Origin of the sequence: Streptococcus oralis subsp. dentisani (genome assembly GCF_002096335.1) — a bacterium.
Classification (GTDB): domain Bacteria; phylum Bacillota; class Bacilli; order Lactobacillales; family Streptococcaceae; genus Streptococcus; species Streptococcus oralis_Z.
This window is the reverse complement of the sequence record NZ_NCUW01000030.1, coordinates 328,265-345,981: the sequence shown is the minus strand read 5'-3', so window position 1 is coordinate 345,981 and position 17,717 is coordinate 328,265. Positions and strand designations below refer to the sequence as shown.

The window sequence follows — 17,717 nt, the reverse complement described above, 5'->3', positions numbered from 1 at the left end:
TCCGCGTATAATCGTACACCCATCTTACATTTAAAAAGCCTATCTTACATTTTTGTAAGACAGGCGTGAATATCAAAAATTTATTATGAAATTTACCTTCTAGTCCGTAATTCGTTGGTACATTTCTGGTCTTCTATCTCGAAACAGTCCCCAGTTTAGGCGTTCACTTGCTCCCTTGTCAAGGTCATAAGTAGCTAAGAGAACAGCTTCTCCTTGCCTTTCAGCTTTCTCTAGAATAGCTCCTGTTTCATCCGTCATAAAGGACGAACCGTAGAAGTCAAGACTGGAACTCTGTCCACCATTTTCCTCACTAGGAGTGACTTCTTCCAAACCGTAGCGATTAGCTGCAATGACCGGAACAATATTAGCTGCTGCGTGCCCTTGCATAGTACGTTGCCAGTGACCACAACTATCTGTATCCAAAATCGGTTCTGAACCTATAGCTGTTGGGTAAAAGAGTAATTCTGCCCCATTCAACGCAAGACAGCGCGCTGTTTCGGGGAACCATTGATCCCAACAGATGCCAATCCCAATCTTAGCATAGCGAGTATCCCAGACCTTGAAACCAGTGTTACCAGGCGTAAAATAAAACTTTTCTTGATAATAATGGTCATCTGGTATGTGGGTCTTCCGATAGACGCCCAGCACTTCTCCATCAGCATCAATGACGGCGATGGAGTTATACAAGACATTGCCGTCTTTTTCGTAGAAACTAATCGGTAGAACAACCTGTAGTTCCTTAGCAATCACTTTAAAATGCTGAATGGCTAAATTTTCTGTCACTGACTGGGCATATTGGTAGTAGTCATACTGGCGTTCCTGACAGAAATAGGGGCGTTCAAACAACTCCGGTAAGAGAATGATTTGTGCGCCTTGTTCTGCAGCCTGACGTACCAAACGCTCTGCGGTTTGGATATTTGTTGCTACATCCTTGGCACATTGCATCTGGATCGCTGCAACTCTTACATTTCTCATCTTTTCCTCCTATTCTGGGATTTGTTGGGTGATACAGTGGATATTTCCACCACCTAAAAGAATATCTCTAGCTGCTATTCCTACGACTTTACGGTCTGGGAAACACTTACCGAGGATATCTAGGGCCACTTGGTCGTTTACATCCTCAAACTGTGGCACTAAGACAGACTTGTTTGCAATATAGAAATTGACATAGGAAGCTGCAAGGCGCTCGCCCTCATAACGCTCCTCTTCCCCCTCTTCATAGGTATAACCTGGTAAATCCTCCTTAGTGACAACCTGACGAATAGCTGGGATAGGAAGCTTATGAATGATGAAGGAACGCCCTTTTGCATCTGTTTCCTTCTCTAAAAGCTCAAGGTCAGCTACTGACATGGCATACTGAGGATCGTTTTGATCATCTGTCCAAGCCAAGACAAGCTCTGCAGGACCAACGAAGGCTGCAACATTGTCAACGTGTTCATTGGTTTCGTCCTGATAAATACCATAAGGTAGCCAAATAACTTTTTCAGCGCCAAGGCACTCTAATAAGGTGTTTTCAATTTGCTCTTTAGACAGGTGGGGATTGCGTCCAGGACTAAGTAAGCAGCTTTCAGTCACAAGAATGGTCCCTTGACCATCGCTATGGATTGCTCCGCCTTCCAGTACAAAAGGTTTGGCATCGTAAACAGGCATTTCCAAGGCCTCAGCAAAACGACTGGCTACTTGGTCATCCTCTTCATAATCTTGATAAAGACCATCTACAGCGCCACCCCATGCATTAAAAGACCAATCGACTGCCAACTTTTCTCTTTTATCATTGACGAGAATAGTCGGACCTGTATCACGCGCCCAGGCATCATTGGTAGGAATATCTAGATAAACAACCTTGTCTCCAAGATAGGATTGCGCTTCAGATAGATGGTCCTGCTCTACCAAAAGATAAACAGTTTCCCCTTCTGCTATGGTCTTGATAATCTGGCTAAATGCTCTTTTGGCAGCCTTTCCTTGGGAGGGCCATGAACCTGGTCGAGTCGGCCATATCATGAGGGTACCATGATGGGGTTCGTACTCTGCTGGCATACGATAGCCTGCTTTTTTCGGAGTTTCTATCATGATAATCTCCCTTTAAAGTCTTGATAGCCGAAGGTTTTGACTAAGCTGCAGTCACCTTGCTCGTCCATGAGATAGAGACTTGGCAAGCCAATACCGTTAAAGGTATTATTTTTGACAAAGGAGTAAATAGCCATGTCTTCAAAATAAAGTCTGTCACCGATTTGAACTGGATTTGCAAAACTATAATCACCAATCACATCTCCCGTCAGGCAGGTATTGGAAGAAAGTCTGTAGGTATGGGCTTTTTCCTGCGCCTCAAAGCCGTTTCTCAAAGGTGGTCGATAAGGCATCTCAAGTACATCAGGCATATGGCAGGTCGCGGAGGCGTCTAAAATCAAGATCTCCATACCGTTTTCGACAATATCCAATACTTCAGTTGCTAGATAACCCGCATTTAACGCAATGGCTTCACCCGGCTCGATATAGACTTCAAGATTGTAAGTTTCTCGGATACGCTTGATTTCAGAAATCAGTAAATCCATATCGTAGTCTTCTCTTGTGATGTGGTGTCCGCCACCCATATTGAGCCATTTTACCTCATGTAAATAAGAACTAAACTGCGCTTCTACAGCTTTCAAAGTTGTCTCTAAATCCTCTGAACCTTGCTCGCAAAGGGTATGAAAATGAAGTCCGTCCACTAAATCCAACAAATCACTAGGAATTTTATCTAGTGTTACTCCAAAACGAGATCCAGGAGCACAAGGGTCATAGAGCGCGTGATCTCCTTGGGTTGAACACTGAGGATTGATACGCAAACCGACACTGATACCAGCCTCTTGACAACGAGGACCATGTTTACGCAACTGTCTCTCCGAGTTAAAAACAATATGGTCTGTTATCTCAAGCAGTTCCTCTAAGTCCGCATCCTTAAAAGCAGGCGCGAATACATGGACTTCACCAGGAAACTCTTCTCTAGCTAGCTTGGCCTCATAGAGTCCACTAGCCGTCGTACCTGACAGATACTGGCTAATCAAGGGATAGGTTTTGTAAAGAGAATATGCCTTCTGGGCAAGCAAAACCTTGCAACCGGCTTCTTCTTGCACATATTGTAGAATGCGGCAGTTGGCTTCTAACTTTGCCAAGTCAATGACATAAGCTGGTGTTGGTACTTGTTCTAGCTTCATTAGTCCACCATTTGTGGATTTTCAACCACAACCCAAGGCAAACCATACTTATTCAAAGCTTCCATGAATGGATCTGGATCCAATTCTTCAAGATTATAAACACCCGGTTGTTTCCAAGTACCATTCATCACTAATTTGGTCCCAATCATGGCTGGAACACCAGTTGTGTAAGAAATCGCTTGTGAACCTACTTCGGCGTAACATTCCTGATGGTCGCAAACATTGTAGATGTAGATGGTCTTTTCAACACCATCTTTGACACCTGTAAAGATACAACCGATATTGGTTTTACCAACTGTGCGTGGACCAAGGCTGGCTGGATCTGGAAGCAAGGCTTTCAAAAATTGGATTGGCACAATGTCTTGTCCATTAAAGTTAATAGCATCCGTACGAAGAAGACCAACGTTTTCCAAGCATTTCATATGCGTTAGATAAGATTGGCCAAAAGTCATAAAGAAACGAATGCGTTTAACACCTGGAATATTTTTCGCCAATGACTCAATTTCTTCATGGTGAAGGAGATACATATCTTTTTGTCCAACTTGAGGGAAATCATACTCACGCTTGATTGACATAGCTTCGACTTCGACCCATTTTCCATCTTCCCAGTAAGAACCTGGCGCAGAAACCTCGCGGAGGTTGATTTCTGGGTTAAAGTTTGTTGCAAATGGATAACCGTGGTCACCACCATTACAGTCTAAAATGTCGATATAGTGGATTTCATCAAAATAGTGTTTGAGAGCATAAGTTGAAAAGACACTGGTCACACCTGGGTCGAAACCAGAACCGAGAAGAGCAGTTAAGCCCGCTTCTTTGAATTTCTCCTGATATGCCCATTGCCATGAGTAGTCAAAGTAGGCTGTAAAACCAAGTTCCTTGCAGCGTTTTTCATAGATAGCACGCCATTCGGGGTCTTCTGTGTCCTCAGCCTCATAGTTGGCCGTGTCGATATAGTGGACACCTGTCGCCAAACATGCGTCCATAATGGTTAAATCTTGATATGGTAGTGCTACGTTCAAAACAGCTTCTGGCTTGTAGCTTTCAATCAAAGTAATCACTTCTTGAACCTTGTCAGCGTCAAGGGCAGCTGTCTCAATCTTTGTACTTGTTTTACCTTCCAGTTTAGCCTTCAAGTCATCACATTTTGACTTGGTACGGCTAGCAATCATAATCTCTGTAAAGGTTTCGCTATCTTGGCAAATCTTTGAAATAGCAACTTGGGCAACGCCCCCACATCCAATAACTAGTAAACGACTCATTTTTTTCCTTCCTCTTCTTCTAAAATGTCCTCAACATACTTGGGCAACATAAAGGCACCAACATGTAAGTTTGCAGTATAGTATTCCGTGAAAAGCTGGCGTTTTTTCCAGCCTTCCTTGTCAAAATCTTTAACAGGGTGGTATTTTTTCGATGCAAATCCAAACAACCAATAGCCAGCTGGACTGGTTGGGATGTGCGCCTGATAGACCCGACTGATTGGAAAGGCTTGATTAACCTTACGGTGCATACTTCGACAAGCAGACTCATCCTCATCAAAGAAAGGACTCCCATGCTGGTAAATCATGATACCGTCTTCCTTCAGAGCTCTGTAACTATTGCCGTAAAATTCCTTGGTAAAAAGCCCTTCCGTATGCCCAAATGGATCTGTCGCATCGTTAATAATGATATCGTAATCATCCTCACAGTTTCTCAAAAAGCGTAGCCCATTTTGGTAGTAAATGGTAACACGAGGATCATCTAGCCCTGCAGCAAAGTCTGGGAAATACTCACGACAGACCTCAACCAACATCTCATCTGGTTCCACAATATCGATTTGCTCCAGTTCAGGATAGAGGGTTAATACTTGGGCAACACCACCGTCACCACCCCCAATAACCAAGACTTTCTTTGGATTTGGGTGGACAGCCATGGGAACGTGAACGGTCATTTCATTGTAAACAAAATCATCTGCATCTGAAAACAAGACATGCCCATTTAAGATCAATATCTTTCCAAAAGCTGGCGTATCTAATACTTCGATATCCTGCCATTCACTCTTACCAGCGTAGAGTTGCTTGGCTGTTCTCAGGGACAGTTTCACATCTGGAGTATGAACTTCAGAAAACCATAAATCCATCTAGTTCTCCTTTCTCTCAATAACATTAATGTGATTGACCTCTGGATCTTCCGTCCCTTGGAGGGAGCAACCACGTTCTTTGGCAAACAGGATATAATCCACAATTTCTCGTGTAATGCGTTCACCTGGTGCTAGGATTGGGATGCCTGGAGGATAGCACATGACAAATTCGCCACAGACCTGTCCAACGGATTCATCCAATGTTAAACTTCTTCTCTCTGAATAAAAGGCTTCCTGAGGAGACAGGACCAACTCGGGTTGAATATATTCTCCAGCTATCAAGTCCTTTCCATCTCGTGAGTAAAGTCTCTTAATATCAGCTAAAGCACCAACCAGACGCTCAATGTCTTGGATGCGGTCACCAATTGAAATATAGGCTAAGATATTCCCTATATCACCAAACTCGATCTGAATGTCGTATTCGTCTCGTAAGAGGTCATAAACCTCGATACCTGTTAAACCAATACCCTGAGTGTAAACTGACAGCTTTGTCACGTCAAAATCACAAACGGACACTCCGTCTATTAACTCTTTTGAGTAGGCATAGTAACCACCGATAGCATTGATTTCACGACGAGCATACTCGGATAGCTCAATGACCTTCTCAAAAGACTCTTTACCACGAAGGGCTAGATTGCGACGTGAAATATCCAAACTAGCCATCAACAAGTATGAGGCGGATGTTGACTGGGTCAGGTTGATGATTTGACGAATGTACTCAGGATTCAACTGCTCTCCGATTAAAAGAACTGAGCTTTGGGTCAAACTCCCTCCAGACTTATGCATGGAAACTGCTGCCATATCAGCTCCAGCATCCATAGCAGAAATTGGCAGTTTATCAGTGAAATGCAAATGTGCTCCATGGGCTTCGTCCACTAAAACAAGCATGCCAGCCTCATGAGCCATTTTCGTCAATCCATTGAGATCTGAACAAATTCCATAGTAGGTTGGATTGTTAATTAGGATGGCCTTGGCATCTGGATGCTCCTTTATGGCCTGTGCTACTCGGTCATTTTCAAGACCTAATGCGATGCCGATTTTAGGATCCACACTCATCTCGATATAGATGGGAATGGCTCCGCATAAAACAAGAGCATTAATAGCTGATTTATGGACATTTCGAGGAAGGATGATTTTATCACCTGATTTACAGGTGGAAAGAATCATGGTTTGCACAGATGAGGTTGTCCCGCCAATCATTAAAAAGGCATGAGCAGCACCAAATGCTTCTGCCGCTAGTTCCTCTGCATCTCTGATAATCGAAATAGGATGACCTAGATTATCCAAGGATTTCATCGAATTGACATCAATGCCAACACATTTTTCTCCCAATAATTCAACAAGTTCTGGATTTCCCCGTCCGCGCTTGTGACCTGGCACATCAAAGGGAACAATCCGTTTTTTTCGTAGCTTAATCAGACCTTCATAAATAGGGGCCTGATTCTGATCTAACTCTTTCAAAACATACTCCTTAACCGTATTTTTAGCTCCTCAAAATGGTGAGGGCGACCAAAGGTTGACTTATGAAAAAAGAGCAGGTTTTCACCTGCTCTGCAATCTTCTGACGTGTTTATTTTGGTTTCTGTTGAGTATGTCTGTTCCCGATGTTTCCTAACTCTCTAGTAGCAAATATTACGTACTTTATTGATCGTTTCACAAGATGACGTGTGCTTTCACCACACTAAAATTTATGAATTAGGACAAGTGTCCTAACATCAACTTATAAAAGTAGGCTTTTAACCCTATCAATAATGTGGCTTTTCAACCACGCTTCGGCATTCAACCCTGCCTGTCCGTAGGCATTTTTTACTCGGGTTTATATTTACTAGAAAACATCTTCTCATTTTCTAAGCCTTATAACTATATCATGTTTACAAGAGCTTGTAAAGTACCTTTTTTGAATTTTCTTAAATTTTGTTCGTGAATAGTTAAATTGCTACCAAAAAGTTCATGTTTAACAAACTGAAAACGATTATAAAATGAACCAATTTTTTTAGTTCATTTCAAGATTATTTAATCTTATGCTTATTCATTTTTTCCTGAAAAATGTCTGTAATGATTTTGCACAATTCTTCTCGTTCCTTCTCAGGAATCTCACTACTTCTTTTGGCTACTGCGTAGAGCTCTGGATGTTCGACAGAAATACGCTTTATTGTCCGAGTTGTAGCATGTTTTCGCACGAAAAAGGGGATGCGCTTGATCCACTCTTGGGGAACCAAATCTAGTATTTTAGCCGCTGTTTCCTTATCACTAATCTCAGAAGTTGTTAGTCCTTGCTTAATCATCTCTTGTTCTTTTTCAGTAAAGTCTTTTAATTTCATTAGCCTTCTCCTATCTAAAAATATTTCTATGGTAAATTATATACCAATGAGAGAAAAACTACACAGAATAAATTTTGTAAGATATGCTCAATAATGAGATTTCATCGTTTAGTTAACTAGTGAAATCAAAAAGCACTAAAAAGCTAAAAATATTTTTTGGCATCCTCTAAGAGCCTTGAAAAATCACTTAAAAAAATTTTTTCAAATTCGTCATATTTTTGGAGATTCTGTCGTAACATTTTAGCTTTAAAATGTTTATATGTGTTTCTATTAATCTTTCCTATTAGTTTCTTATTAACATAGATTTGTATACCATCATTATTTATATTTCCATAAGTATCACCCGATATATAAATTGAGTTCGATTTATTATTTTGAGAGTAAATATTTAATCCTTGTCCTTTTCCTTGTGTTAATCGAACTATATTATATTCATTAGCTATCTTTATAAAATCTAATGAAATTGGCATTTCGCGTTCTTCCTTCTTCTCTTTTCCAAAATACTCTGGTTTTGAAAGATCGAAATGATTAGTATTAACCAGTGTATTAAATAATTTGCGAATAACGAATTGAACATCTTCATTCGGTGAATGATTTTGAGTTGAGGTTTTATTTATATCTATATCAAAGTTTCCGGTTGAAATTGTGTTTGAAGAGATCATTCTTTTCATCAAATTTTCGAATTCTTCAACTTCTAGTTTATCAACATTATATTTAAGCAATAATTTCAAAGTATTAAAAAATTTTCTGAAAGATTCTAATTCCTTTTGGTTTTTAAAACTAAAGATACCGTAGCGAGACACGAGGAAATTATAATCAGCATCGTCAGGTATTTCAAATGAATTTTCAAGTAAATCAATGAGAAAATATTTAGTTTCTTCAGAATCTTCGGGACTGTTATTATATGAAGTTAATAAATAGTCATAAGCTTCATCAAATCGTAATTGAAAACATACTGTAGCTATGATTAGTAATTTATCATCATTTTCTAACTCATTATTTGGGTTTATAATATGCATTAAAAGACTGACAGAATTGAATAATCTGTTAACACTGCGAGGATTATTTCCGATTGAGTCTCTAATTAATTGAGTTACATTCTTTGTAACGTCATCATTAAAATAAAAATTAAGTTTTTCCAAAGAGACATTAACAAAATTCTCCATATGATAATTTGCAACAGGTACAGTAAAAGGTACTTGAATTATTTTCTCAAAAAAAGCTTTTCCCTTTTCGTTGTCCAAATCATCACCATACTTACTTTTTATTCCTCTTAAAACAACATTATAATCAATAGCTAAAACAAAGACACAATTTCTGCAATCTAAGAAAAGTTTTAAAATTTCTAAGAATTCAATCGCTTTTTTGGGGACTAATCTGTCAAGGTCATCAATGAAAATTACTATCTTTTCATAATTATTTTCTTTGATAGAGTCATCAATGATACTTTGTAGATTTTGTTTCAGATTTTTTAAATTATTAGCTTTTTCTTCATTGCTTATTAATTTTAGAAGTTGATCATTAATTTTTTCAATATTTAAGATACCAAAATCTAGTTTAAGATATTCCATACTTTTTGTAATAACTGCCAAAGATTTTTTAAAGTTCTCTCTTTTATTTACATCCGTTACTTCTAATTCATCAATTAAATCTGTAATTAACGTGACTGCTAAATTCTTATCCATATCAAATTGTGAATATTGCCAAGTATTAAAAAATATTGTTTTAATTTTTCTTTTTGAATTACTTGACGATTTTTCTTTAAGTTTTTCCTCAACTTGATACATAATACTGGTTTTTCCGGTCCCCCAATCGCCTTGAATAGCTAGTGTTAAAGGAGTCTCGCATCCAGTAATAAAGTTTGATAATCCAAGAATATACTCGTCAATCATAAATTCGTCTTTTACAGTTGGAATATCAGAAAATGTATTGTACATATAATTTCCTTTCAAAATATTTTATATAGAATATGCTAAATTACGAATAACACTCAATTTATATTATGTTAATGACATTTAATATTGAGGTTCTAAAAAGTAATTGTTGTAGATATGTCACAAAAAATTCTACTTCTCTTCTTCTGTCGCTTCACAGACTAATGTTTACATCCCAGAATCCGATAAGAATGACAACTAAAAGCGCTATTACTGTTTCCAATTTGATTATCCTTTTCCTAGCTTAATAACCTTCAACCCACTTTTCATTATCCATGATGAAAGACTTAGCTAGTCCGTCACCTGTGTAATCCGCATACTTGGTGGATAGATATTTGTAACAATCTTCCTTGCTCGCAAACTTAATAGCTTGATATGGCTCTTCAAAAGTCAGTTTCTCTACAAATAAGAAACCATCATCAGCTGGCACTAAAACACCAACGTGCCCGACAAAAAGAAACTCTCCGTCCAAATTATCATGCAAAACAACTGACAGCATTCGAGCTTTGTCATTAAATTGAAACTGGGAGAAGAATTTCTCCATCTTCTGCGCGTGAATTTTTACATCCGTCGTTGCTTCCGTCTTCACCCTAGAAAATAGAATATCAAACTCTTCCTTATCTTTCGCATCAAAAATCTTTCCCTTATCGATAGCATCGTTATCAACGAAAAGAAGCTGATCATTCTTTTCAAGTTTTGGGATTGTGACTGAATTTTTTAAGAGGGCATAGCTATTGATACGGCAGTTGGTTCCGACAAAGTCACCCTTTTTTTGATTCCAGAGATTGTCGATTTTCTCTACATCGTATTCCGTCTTTGTAAAGGAAGTAAAATCACCACTTAAGCCAGTGGAGCCAACAGTCGCATTATAGTCTGTGACAAGATTGAAAAATGCGTCAACACTATTTGGATCCAAGTGGGCTGATAAGAGTGCTTTGACCTCTTCAGTACTGACCTGATTGTTAAGATTGGTATATGAAGCCGTCCAAGGAACTTTATCTGAACTGGTCTGTGTCAGATTTGTAGCCTCAGTCCTCGTATTATTTTGCTGACAAGCAGCCAATCCAAGAAATAACGGCAAGCACAGTCCCATGGCTACTACTTTTCTCGTTCGTTTCATGCGATGCTCCTTTTTGAATTTTATAACTAGTAATTTATAACTTGAACTACATACAACTAAGAAGAATAATTCATTCTCTACTAGAAATATGAGTAATTTGTAGAATAAGGATCTAAACCTATTAACTATATTATACTATATTAGCAAGAAAAAGACTGTAAGAATCACAAAATACTTACAGTCTCCTTTTAGGATACTATTTCCCCTATAAATTTATGAGAAATTTTCAAAACTAGCACCAAAACAACTAATCCTTCTAGTAGCTTTTTCAGACGTTTTCTATACCTAAGACCCTTGAATGACAGAATCTCCATCCTTCCAGTTTCGAGCAATCTCTTCGTCTGTCTTGAGTTGGTCTACGAGCTCGTCGATGGAGTCAAATTTGACCATATCACGGACACGGTCCAGCCAGTAGACCATGACTGTCTCACCATAAATATCATCTGAAAAGTCAAAAATATTGACTTCAAAACGTGGTTCTTCTCCATCAAAGGTAACATTTTTCCCAACACTTGCCATCCCACGATATCTCTGACGTTGTACTTCTACATCGACTACGTAAACACCGTCTGCTGGCATATAAGTTCGATCTCTTAGGACCAGATTGGCTGTTGGATAACCAATAGTACGCCCACGAGCATTTCCGTGAACGACCATCCCACGGGTTGGGAGAGGTGTGCCTAGTAGATGGTTGACTTCCTTGACATCTCCATCAAGAATAGCTTGGCGAATCCGTGTGGAACTGATCTTTCCCTTTTCATCCTCGACCGGAGGAACAATGATAATCTCTCCATCAAAATAATCCTTCAAGTCATCTGCAGTTTTCTTATCTGAGCCAAACGTGTAATCAAATCCTGCTACGATAATAGCTGGTTTTAAAGCTCTAACATAAGTATCAAAGAATTCCTGCCCTGTTAGATTAGCGAACTTGCTACTAAAGTCCAGTAGGAAAAGAGCTTCTACCCCGTGCCACTTCATCTTGTGCTCCCGCTCCTCATGATTAACGATGTGAAGCATGAGCTCAGGTTGATAAGGTTGTAAGGCAAGTTTTGGCGACTCCGTAAAGGTCATCACGACAACTGGCAGATAATCCTTCATCGAAGCCTTGCTGGCCACTTCAAAAAGTTTCTGATGCCCCTTGTGGATGCCATCAAAATAACCAAGTACAAGGACTGTTTTTCCCGGTACTGCAATATCTTTTTCGTTCTTAATAGGTACTGTTGTAATCATGAAACTATTATATCATAGAGCAAGTCTTTTCGCTAAGAGGAAATCCCAAATGTCGGTTTTTGCGCCTGAACTGACCTTGATAGACAATTCAAGCTATGAGTTTTAAAAAATAGCACCTCCTAAGAGATGCTATCGTTTGGTAACTAGTCTACTGTCTCTTCCAAGTCTTTTAACTTAACTGAAACAATCTTAGACACACCTGATTCTTGCATGGTAACTCCATAGATAGAATCCGCTGCCGCCATGGTCCCCTTACGGTGGGTCACAACGATAAACTGACTATCCTTGTCAAAGCGGTTGAGGTAATCCCCGAAACGTTTAACATTGGCTTCGTCTAGCGCTGCCTCTACCTCATCCAAGATAACAAAAGGAATAGTTTTGACTCGAATGATAGAGAACAACAAGGCCAGAGCCGATAGGGCTTTTTCACCACCACTCATGAGGTTGAGTGATTGGATTTTCTTACCTGGTGGTTGAACAGAAATCTCCACACCAGCTGTTAAAAGATCGCCCTCAGTTAATATCAAGTCTGCCTGACCTCCACCAAACATCTGTCTAAAGGTCACTTTAAAGGACTCACGAATAGCCTCAAAGGTTGATTTAAAGCGTTCCTTAACCTCATCATTCATCTCTGTAATGGTCTCAAGGAGCAGGTTTTTCGCAGATAAAATATCATCTCGTTGGCTATTTAGGAAATCCAAACGGTTGTGAACTTCTTCGTACTGTTCAATAGCTTCCAAGTTGACAGGACCGAGAGAGCGAATAGCCTTCTCAAGATCTTTAACCTCTTGCTCTGCCAGATTGAGATTTTCCAACTCATGCGCTTTTTCTAGAGCCTCAGTGTAGCTGATCTGGTACTGGTCAGTTAATTGAGCTTGTAGATAGCGCAAGCGTTCGCTGACCTTCTCTTTCTTGGCTTCAGCACGTGTTTGTTTGCGAATCCACTCCTCATTCTGCTGGCGAGCCTGGTCCAAATGACTAGCAATATCATCCAGCTGACCTTCAATATCATCCAACTCAAACTGCTTGCGAATCAAACCTTGTTGGAGGTTTGTTTTCTGAGTTTTGGCCTCTTCCGCCTGCTGACTTAGCAGATCCGTATCAACCTTCTCAAGATTATCAACCTTTTCTTGGAGGAGGCGTTGGATTTCCTCTTGTTCGATATCCAGATTATCCAGTTCCTTACCTAGGCGTTCAATATCAGTCACTTCGTACCGCTTTTGTCCTTGCAGTTCTAACTTAAGCAAGCGTGCTTGCGCTACTTGTTCCTGCAAGTTTTGATAGCGTTCTTGAATAGCATTCTTATTAGACTTAATCTCTTCAATCTCAGCTTCTAGACTTTGCTTTTCCCTTGCGATAGTAGCAAGGCACTCTTGGCATTTTTCCTTATCCGCTTGCCAATCTCCTTCAGAAAGACGATTTAATTCCTCTTCTTGAAGTTTCCAAAGAGTTTCTAGTTCTTCGACCTGCTGACTAGTTTGCTGATAAGCGAGAGACAAGCCTTGCTCCTGGATACGAGCTTGCTCACCCTGAGATTTGATGGCCTCTAATCTTTCTGTTAATACTGCCATCTCATCTTGCAAGGTCTTCAAAGTCGCTTCTTCTGAACGCAGACTAGCTTCTTCTTCAGCAATTTCTTTTTGTAATTGTTCCAGTTCTGGCTTGATGAAGATACTGTTATTCTGGCGATTGGCACCACCCGCATAGGAACCACCTGTGCGCAACTCTGTCCCATCAAGCGTCACCATACGAACCTGGTAACGAACTTGGCGAGCTGCGGCACGGGCATGTTCTACGGTATCAAAGATAGCTGTTGTCGCGAGCAAATTCTTGAAAATGGCTTCTAGTCTAGTATCAAAAGTAACCAACTCATCAGCCATACCAAGGAAGCCCGGACTTGATGCGATAGCATCTTGATTCTGACTAGAAATCGTACGAGCCTTGATAGTCGTCAACGGAAGGAAGGTTGCACGACCGGATCTGTTGCGCTTGAGGAAATCAATAGCCTTAGTCGCTGCGTTCTCATCTTCTACGATGATGTGCTGACTGCTAGCTCCAAGCGCAATTTCTAAGGCAATTTGATAATGAACATCAAAAGTCAAATGCTCACTGACTGCACCAATAATCCCACCTAGGCGGTCTTTTTCTTGGAGAACACTCTTAACACCCGCGTAAAAGTTGCTATGATTTCTAAGGATATTCTCTAAACTTTGGGATCTAGCCTGCTTATTTTTGAGACTATCCAGACGGTCAAAGAGTTGGCTCTGCTGAACTTGGTAAGAAACTTTCTGCTCCTCTTGCTCCTTGGCACTAGCTTGATAGTCAGCCAATAATTTCTGAACCTGTTCCTTGGCAGTTTCAAGCTCAGCCTCTTGCTGACTGGCCTTTTCTTGAGCTGTAGCCAGTTGTTCTTTCAGTTTCTCAAGTTGATCTGCTTGTTTTTGAGATAGCTGACGGCTGTTCTCTAGTTCATTCTCAATGCGGGTCAGTTGGTTTGAGACATCCGCTTCTTCTTGTAAAAGCGCCACAAAACGTTCACGCAAGAGCTCGATCATCTGGTCAGGATCGTCTGAGAAAGTCAACAATTCTGCCTCTAAACGATTGAGTTCCTTGTTGTTTTCAGCTAGACTTTCCTCTAACTGTTCCAAATTCCCTTCTTTTTCTGCCTTCTCTTTACTTAGAGTCTTTCTCTTATCTTCTAAAGATGCCAAACGGGCTTGTGCTTCTTGTTGATTGAGGGCTACCTGCTCTGACTCAAGTTTTGATAGGGCTAATTTTCGCTCTAAGTCACTTATCAGATTCGTCAGATCCATCAAGCTCCCTTGGTCTTTAGACATTTGAGCTTGGAGATCTTGGCGTTTCTTTTTAAGACTTTGATTTTCTTCTTCTAACTCTTCACGCTTTTGGTAGTAGCTCGTCAAAAGTTCCTGAACCTGAACTAACTCTTCTTCTGTCAGCTCTAGTTCAGCCTTGTTTTCCTTGATCTGAGCGACCAAAACATCCAAGTAAATAGCCTTGCGTTGACCATCCAAGTCGAGAAACTTCCGAGCATTCTCAGCTTGTTTTGCAAGAGGCTTGATTTGATTGTCTAACTCATAGATAATGTCCTCTAAACGGTCTAGATTGTCCTGAGTTTGTTGCAGTTTGCTCTCTGTTTCTTTTCTACGAGTTTTGTACTTTAAAACTCCAGCAGCTTCTTCAAAAATAGCTCGACGCTCTTCAGGCTTGGAATTAAAAATCTCTTCAACCTTCCCTTGGGAAATAATAGAGAAGGAATCACGTCCCAGACCTGTATCTAAGAAAAGGTCATGTACATCACGTAGACGGACTTTCTTGCCATCAATTCGATACTCACTATCTCCACTACGATAAATATGGCGTTCTACCTTAATTTCTTGTCCCGCATCCTTGATAAAGCCATCTTCATTATCCAAGGTCACGACAACAGAGGCATAATTGAGCGGTTTACGACTTTCAGTCCCAGCAAAAATGACATCGGGCATCTTGCCACCACGAAGGCTCTTAACACTGGACTCTCCCAAGGCCCATCGCAGACTTTCTGTGATATTTGATTTTCCAGATCCATTTGGCCCAACGACAGCTGTCACACCTTGGTCAAAGACGACTTTGGTCTTGTCAGCAAAGGACTTGAATCCCTGAATCTCAATTTCCTTTAAATACATGAATCCAGCCCCTTCTCAACGGCATTTTTTGCAGCCTCTTGCTCTGCTAATTTTTTAGAACGGCCTTGGCCTTTTCCGATGCTCTTACCTTCAACCAGAACTTCTACATCAAAAACCTTATCATGAGCAGGTCCCGCCTCAGAGGTAACCTGATAACGAATATCCACATCCCCATTGACTTGGAGTAACTCTTGCAGGTGTGTCTTGTAATCTTTAATCATTTCAAAGTCACCTGCTTCGACCTTGGGAATCATGACCTGATAGATGAACTCTTTTACCCTAGCAACATCCTTGTCTAAAAGCAAAGCACCCAGAAAGGCTTCAAAGGCATCACCAAGAATGGTGTCACGATTGCGTCCACCAGACTTTTCTTCCCCTTTTCCTAGCTTGATAAACTGATCAAACTGGCAATCACGCGCAAAACCAGCCAAACTCTCCTCACGGACAATCATAGCACGGAGTTTGGACAAATCACCCTCTGGTTTCTTAGGATATTTTTTATACAGATATTCTGAAATCAATAATTGCAGAACAGCGTCTCCTAAAAATTCCAAGCGCTCATTGTGTGAAATTTTTAAGAGGCGGTGCTCATTGGCATAACTCGTATGAGTAAAGGCCGTTTCCAGTAAGTTTTTGTCTGCAAATTCGATTGCAAAACGCTTTTTCAGTACAGTTTGTAATTCTTTCATACTGACCTCTTTCTAATAATTACGATCCTTCCTATTATATCAAAAAAAGCCCTCTGAGTCACTTTAAAACGGGACTGGAGGGAATTTGAGCATTTTTTAGAAAAAGTTCTTCAATTCTAGGGGGCAGATTTGGGATAGTATAAAGAAAAAAGCTCTATTTAAAGAGCTTTTTTAGGCTGTTTACATCCACCCTGAGGGAATCGAACCCCCATCTTAAGAACCGGAATCTTACGTGATATCCATTACACTAAGGGTGGAAACTTGTTTTATTATAACAGAAATTTGCTCTAATAACAAGTTTTTTATGGATGGACTAAGCGTCTATTAGTGGGAAGCATCCCCATTCCAGATAGAGTTTTTCACGATTACATAATCAACGTGCTTGAGGTCAGCAACCTTGCGTCCACCTGCGTAGGAAATGGCACTTTGCAAATCCTGCTCCATCTCAGTAAGGGTGTCTTGCAAATGCCCTTTGGCAGGAAGTAAGATGCGTTTGCCTTCCACGTTTTTATAAGCACCCTTTTGATATTGGGAAGCTGAACCATAGTATTCTTTGAACTGTTCGCCGTCGACTTCAATCGTCTTTCCTGGGCTTTCAATATGTCCTGCAAATAGGGAACCAATCATGACCATGCTAGCACCGAAACGGATAGACTTGGCAATGTCGCCATGAGTACGAATTCCACCATCAGCGATGATCGGCTTACGCGCAGCCTTTGCACACCAGCGAAGAGCAGCCAACTGCCAACCGCCAGTACCAAAACCTGTTTTCACCTTGGTGATACAAACCTTACCAGGACCGATTCCAACCTTGGTAGCATCTGCCCCAGCATTTTCCAATTCACGTACAGCTTCTGGTGTTCCCACATTCCCAGCAATGACAAAAGTGTCTGGTAATTCTTTCTTGATGTGCTGAATCATAGAAATCACGCTATCTGCATGACCGTGAGCAATATCAATCGTGATGTACTCAGGAGCATCAGTCTTGAGCTGGCTAACAAAGTCATACTCGTAATCCTTAACACCAACAGAAATGGAAGCAATGAGCCCTTGATCATGCATGCGTTTGATAAAAGGAATGCGCCCCGCCTCGTCAAAACGGTGCATAATGTAGAAATAACCACCTTTAGCAAGTTGCTCTGCTACGTTCTCATCCAAAATCGTCTGCATATTTGCAGGTACAACAGGTAGTTTGAAAGTGTGATTTCCAAGTGTGACACTTGTATCCGCTTCTGCACGGCTTTTAATGACACATTTATTAGGGATCAACTGAATATCTTCGTAATCAAAAATTGGAAATTCATTTAACATATCGATGTCTCGTTTCTTTTATAATGACCTACCTATGCTTGCGCATCCCTACGCCTTTTTCCGACGTTTCCTTAATTTATTATAAACCAAAGTACAGTTTTTGTCAAATATTTTCAATA

Annotated in this window: 13 protein-coding genes and 1 tRNA gene; all 14 read right to left on the bottom strand. The window is 40.3% G+C overall.

Annotation, left to right across the window (positions count from 1 at the left end):
• Nucleotides 1-99 precede the first annotated feature (99 nt).
• Nucleotides 100-975, bottom strand: a complete 876-nt coding sequence (aguB, locus tag B7709_RS08145) for an N-carbamoylputrescine amidase (RefSeq protein ID WP_084972390.1) — start codon at nt 973-975, stop codon at nt 100-102.
• A 9-nt stretch (nt 976-984) separates the two neighbouring features.
• Nucleotides 985-2,070 carry an agmatine deiminase gene (gene aguA / locus B7709_RS08140; RefSeq protein WP_084972389.1) on the bottom strand — a complete coding sequence of 362 codons (1,086 nt, stop codon included), beginning with the start codon at nt 2,068-2,070 and terminating at the stop codon, nt 985-987.
• Nucleotides 2,067-3,194 carry a carboxynorspermidine decarboxylase gene (gene nspC / locus B7709_RS08135; protein ID WP_084972388.1) on the bottom strand — a complete coding sequence of 376 codons (1,128 nt, stop codon included), beginning with the start codon at nt 3,192-3,194 and terminating at the stop codon, nt 2,067-2,069. The genes aguA and nspC overlap by 4 nt, the downstream gene beginning before the upstream one ends.
• Nucleotides 3,194-4,453 (bottom strand): saccharopine dehydrogenase family protein, encoded by a 1,260-nt coding sequence (locus tag B7709_RS08130; RefSeq protein ID WP_084972387.1) that lies wholly within the window; start codon nt 4,451-4,453, stop codon nt 3,194-3,196. Before B7709_RS08130 ends, nspC begins: the two co-directional genes overlap by 1 nt.
• Nucleotides 4,450-5,310, bottom strand: coding sequence for a polyamine aminopropyltransferase (gene speE / locus B7709_RS08125; RefSeq protein WP_000366713.1), 861 nt, complete (start codon nt 5,308-5,310; stop codon nt 4,450-4,452). Before speE ends, B7709_RS08130 begins: the two co-directional genes overlap by 4 nt.
• Entirely contained in the window at nt 5,311-6,771 is a 1,461-nt protein-coding gene (locus B7709_RS08120; RefSeq protein ID WP_084972386.1) for an aminotransferase class I/II-fold pyridoxal phosphate-dependent enzyme, read from the bottom strand.
• 548 nt (nt 6,772-7,319) lie between these two features.
• Nucleotides 7,320-7,631 (bottom strand): hypothetical protein, encoded by a 312-nt coding sequence (locus B7709_RS08115; protein WP_084972385.1) that lies wholly within the window; start codon nt 7,629-7,631, stop codon nt 7,320-7,322.
• A 143-nt stretch (nt 7,632-7,774) separates the two neighbouring features.
• On the bottom strand, nt 7,775-9,568 hold the full coding sequence (locus B7709_RS08110; protein WP_084972384.1) for a KAP family P-loop NTPase fold protein: 1,794 nt from the start codon (nt 9,566-9,568) through the stop codon (nt 7,775-7,777).
• A gap of 241 nt (nt 9,569-9,809) precedes the next feature.
• Nucleotides 9,810-10,685, bottom strand: coding sequence for a DUF4300 family protein (locus tag B7709_RS08105; protein WP_084972383.1), 876 nt, complete (start codon nt 10,683-10,685; stop codon nt 9,810-9,812).
• Between the two features lie 285 nt (nt 10,686-10,970).
• Complete coding sequence (locus B7709_RS08100) at nt 10,971-11,915, bottom strand: bifunctional riboflavin kinase/FAD synthetase (protein WP_084972382.1); 945 nt, start codon at nt 11,913-11,915, stop codon at nt 10,971-10,973.
• Between the two features lie 143 nt (nt 11,916-12,058).
• A complete protein-coding gene (gene smc, locus B7709_RS08095; protein WP_084972381.1) occupies nt 12,059-15,598 on the bottom strand; it encodes a chromosome segregation protein SMC in 3,540 nt (1,179 codons plus the stop codon).
• Nucleotides 15,589-16,287, bottom strand: a complete 699-nt coding sequence (gene rnc, locus B7709_RS08090) for a ribonuclease III (RefSeq protein WP_084972380.1) — start codon at nt 16,285-16,287, stop codon at nt 15,589-15,591. The genes smc and rnc overlap by 10 nt, the downstream gene beginning before the upstream one ends.
• 185 nt (nt 16,288-16,472) lie before the next feature.
• A tRNA-Arg gene (locus B7709_RS08085) sits at nt 16,473-16,544 on the bottom strand.
• 67 nt (nt 16,545-16,611) lie between these two features.
• On the bottom strand, nt 16,612-17,598 hold the full coding sequence (locus B7709_RS08080) for a GMP reductase (protein WP_084972379.1): 987 nt from the start codon (nt 17,596-17,598) through the stop codon (nt 16,612-16,614).
• Between the last annotated feature and the right edge of the window lie 119 nt (nt 17,599-17,717).